The organism is Allobosea sp. TAB14 (assembly GCF_052113865.1).
GTDB lineage: Bacteria > Pseudomonadota > Alphaproteobacteria > Rhizobiales > Beijerinckiaceae > Allobosea > Allobosea spartocytisi.
Genome location: NZ_JBFRDQ010000283.1, coordinates 1 through 4,067, shown reverse-complemented (window position 1 = coordinate 4,067; position 4,067 = coordinate 1). Strand labels below are relative to the sequence as shown.

2 protein-coding genes and 1 pseudogene are annotated in these 4,067 nt (G+C 67.5%); 1 reads left to right on the top strand and 2 read right to left on the bottom strand.

The features are described from left to right. Positions 1-223: pseudogene (locus tag AB4Y99_RS26285) on the bottom strand (protein-disulfide reductase DsbD domain-containing protein); the annotation flags it as partial. Positions 224-397: 174 nt separating this feature from the next. On the opposite strand from AB4Y99_RS26285, the gene AB4Y99_RS26280 reads away from it, so the two are divergent. Then, entirely contained in the window at positions 398-1,009 is a 612-nt protein-coding gene (locus AB4Y99_RS26280) for a YqgE/AlgH family protein (RefSeq protein WP_441525398.1), read from the top strand. A gap of 196 nt (positions 1,010-1,205) precedes the next feature. Here AB4Y99_RS26280 and AB4Y99_RS26275 read toward each other — a convergent pair whose 3' ends face one another. Then, the gene (locus AB4Y99_RS26275; RefSeq protein ID WP_441525399.1) at positions 1,206-4,058 is read right to left on the bottom strand and encodes an EAL domain-containing protein; all 2,853 of its coding nucleotides are present in this window, start codon (positions 4,056-4,058) and stop codon (positions 1,206-1,208) included. Positions 4,059-4,067 lie beyond the last annotated feature (9 nt).

The window sequence follows — 4,067 nt, the reverse complement described above, 5'->3', positions numbered from 1 at the left end:
CGCCGGGGGTGCGCCAATAGGTCTTGAACCCCGGCGACATCACGATCTCGACGCCGACGCGCTGCTTGCCGGTCGGCGTGGTCGGGCCGGCGATGAGACGCAACCTCGCATGCTCGCCGGTCGACCAGGGCGACGTGGCGGCTTCGGTCGTGGCGTCCTGCGCCTGGGCGACCGTGCCGAAGGCGAGAAGGGCGAGGGCCAGCAGGGGAAGGATCCGGATCACAGCTTTGCCTTAACCAGTGCCAAGCCGAAAAGCGAACAAAACCTCTGCCTCTCACATGATTGCGACGACACGCCGGGGCCGGATCTTCGTCGAAGAATGGGGCGCAATCGCGATGCCGGCTTTTTATGCCCGATCGGCGTTTCCCGTGCGCGGGAAGTGATCTAGCATGGCGGCATGAAGATCGGCCCCCAAACGCGCCTCGGCAGCCGCAGCTATCTCGACGGGCAGTGCCTGATCGCGATGCCCGGCATGACGGACACGCGCTTCAGCCGCAGCGTCGTCTATGTCTGCGCCCATTCCGAGGACGGGGCGATGGGCATCATCGTCAACAAGCCGGCTGCGGATACGAAATTCCCGGACCTTCTCGTCCAGCTCGACGTGATTCCGTCGGAGGAAATCATCCGCCTGCCGAGCCGGGCGGAGAAGATGCAGGTGCTGCGCGGCGRCCCGGTCGAGACCAAGCGCGGCTTCGTCCTGCATACCGCCGATTTCTTCCTGGAATCGGCGACCTTGCCGATCGACGATGGCATCTGCCTGACCGCGACGCTCGACATCCTCAGAGCCATCGCCGTCGGCACCGGGCCGGAGAACGCGGTGCTCGCCCTGGGCTATGCCGGCTGGGCGGCCGGGCAGCTCGAGGCCGAGATCCAGTCGAATGGCTGGCTGCATTGCGAGGCCGATCCCGCGCTGCTCTTCGATGAGAGCGTCGAGACGAAATACCAGCGCGCGCTGGGCAAGATCGGTATCGATCCGGCTTTCCTGTCGCGCGAGGCCGGGCACGCGTGAAGGTCCGGCGTCATGCTCGGGCTTGACCGTCTCCGGGCAGTCCACGGAACCACGAGGTTATCCCGGGCTTGCCCCGGGATCCACGCCGGAACTCTTCCGGTTGATGCTCAGGCATGGATCCCGGATCTCCGCTTCGCTGCGTCCGGGATGACCCTGCTTCTTCGTCGTCTCTTCCGAGGGGGCGTCAGCTCCAGCTTTACGCCGCTTCGGTCGCCGCGGCCGTCGCGCCCATCAGGCGGCGGGCTTCCGCCGCCGTCATCGGCTGGCCGAAGATGTAGCCCTGCGCATACTGGCAGCCGAGCTGGTAGAGCTCGATCGCGTCGGACTCGCTCTCGGCTCCTTCCGCGACGACATCCATGTTGAGGTCGGAGGCGAGCTGCACGATCGAGCGCAGGATGACGGGCGGGCGGCCATTGCCCATCTGCCGCACGAAGCTCTGGTCGATCTTGATCGTGTCGAAGGGGAAGCGCTGGAGATAGGACAGTGAGGAATAGCCTGTCCCGAAATCGTCGAGCGAGAGGCCGGCGCCGAGATCGCGGATGCGCTGCAGCATCTGCGCCGCATATTCCGGGTTCTCCATCACGAGGCTCTCGGTGATCTCGAGCTTGAGCGTGCCGGGCAGCACGCGCCGGCGCCCGAGCACGGTCTTCACGTCATGCAGCAGGTCGTGCCGCAGGAGCTGGCGGCTCGACACGTTGACGCTGGCGAAGATCGGCGGGTCGACCTCGAGCGCGGCCTGCCAGGCCTCGAGCTCGCGCGCGGTCTTGTCCATGACATAGATGCCGAGATCGACGATGAGCCCGGTCTCCTCGGCGATGGCGAGGAAGTCCTGCGGCATCAGCCGGCCTTCGCGCGGATGGTCCCAGCGCACCAGCGCCTCGAAGCCGGCGATGGTCCGGTCCTCCAGCCTGACGATCGGCTGGTACATCACCTGGATCTCGTTGCGCTCGATCGCCTTGCGCAGGTCGCTTTCGAGCGCGAGCCGGTCGTTGCGGTCTGTCCGCATCGCCGGGACGAAGATCTCGATCCGGTTGCCGCCCTGGCGCTTGGCGTGGGCCATGGCGAGCTCGGCGTTCTTTAGTGCGTCGTCCTTGCGCGCGGCGGACGGGGCGTCGAACAAAGCGAGCCCGATCGAGGGCGTCAGCACGATCTCGCGCTCGGCATAGGTGATCGGCGTCGAGACGGCGCGGCGCACGAGTTCCGCCAGCGCCAGGATGCGCTCCGGGTCGCGCTCCGAGACGAGGATCATCGCGAAGGTGTCGCCGCCGATGCGGGCCAGCGTGTCCTGCGCCCGGAGCAGCCGGCCGAGCCGGCGCGCCAGCGTCAGCAGGATCGAGTCGCCGGCCGAGAAGCCGACCGATTCGTTGACCTGCTTGAAGCGATCGACATCGATGACCAGCACGGTCGGGCGGATATTGTCGTCGGCGCGGGTGAAGCCGAAGATCGCCCCGAGCCGGTCCTGGAACAGCTTGCGGTTGGGCAGGCCGGTCAGGTTGTCGTGCACGGCGTCGTGCAGCATCCGTTCCTGCGCCGTGCGCTGGTCGGTGACATCCGCCAGCGTGCCGATGACGCGGATGACCTCGCCATCCGAGCCGAGCACCGGACGGGCCTTGATGTTGACCCAGTGATAGGTGCCGTTCGCGGCGCGCAGGCGCACGTCGAGATTGAGCTTGCCGCGCCGCTGTTCCAGCACCGCGTCGAGCGTGACGCGGTAGCGGTCGCGGTCGGCGACATGCATGTGTTCCAGCCAGCGGGCGGCCGAGCCTTCGAGCGAGCCCTTGGCCAGGCCGAGCAGGGCCTCGATCTGCGGCGAGACGAAGATCTTGTCGCCGCTGACGTCCCAATCGAAGACGAGGTCGCCCGAGCCCGAGAGCGCCAGCGCCCGCCGCTCGGTGTCGGAGACCAGACCGTGCGAGATCGCGCCGCCGGCGAAGGCGTGCTGGATCACGGTGAAGCCGATCAGCAGCACGATCAGGACGAGGCCGCCGAGCAAGGCGGGCGCGACGAGATCGCGTTGAAACTGCCCGGTCACGGTGAAGCCGGCCGCCGTCACCCAGACGGCRAGCAGGAACCAGGTCGGGATCAGCATCACCGCCCGCTCRTAGCCATGSGTCGCCAGATGCACCACGAGGACGAAGCCGACGGCAGCCACGGCCGCGATTGAGATGCGGGCGATGCCGGCCGCCATCGGCGCATCGAAGACGGCGAGCCCGACGAGGCCGGCGAGGCCGAGAATCCAGACGATGGTGACGTGGCCGTAGCGCACATGCCAGCGCGACAGGTTGAGATAGGCGAAGAGGAAGACGAGCAGCGTCGCCGCCAGCACCACCTCAGCGCCGGCCCGGTAGATCCGCTCGATGGCCGGTGTGAGTGGGAAGAGCCGCTGGAAGAAGCCGAAATCGAGCCCGGCATAAGCCAGCACCGCCCAGGCCAGCGCCGCCGCAGCCGGGAAGATCACCGCGCCCTTGACCACGAAGATGATGGTCAGGAACAGCGCCAGCAGGCCGGCGATGCCGATGATGATGCCCTTGTAGAGCGTCAGCCCGTTGGTCTTCTGGCGATAGGCGTCCGGCTCGTAGAGATAGAGCTGCGGCAGGTTGGGCGATTTCAGCTCGGCCACGAAGGTCACGGTCGTTCCCGGATCGAGCGTGATCAGGAAGACATCGGCATCGGGGCTGGCCTCGCGGTCGGGCGAGAGGCCCTGGCTCGCCGTCACCGCCTCGATGCGCCGGTCGCCGAGATCGGGCCAGACCACGCCCGATCCGATCAGCCGGTGGAAGGGCGCGACCAGCAACCGGTCGATCTGCTCGTCGGAATCATTGGTCAGCGCGAAGACGATCCAGTCCGGCCTGGCGCCGGATTCGCGCGCCTTCACCGCGATGCGGCGCACGATGCCGTCCGGCCCCGGCGCGGTCGAGATCTGGATGACGTCGCCGTCGGATTTGTTGCGCTCGACGATGTGGGTGAGGTCGATGACCGGCGCGTCGACCGGCACGCGGACGGCGTCGACGGCGTTTGCCGGCCCGATGCCGGCGCAGCAGAACCACAAGGCCAGACC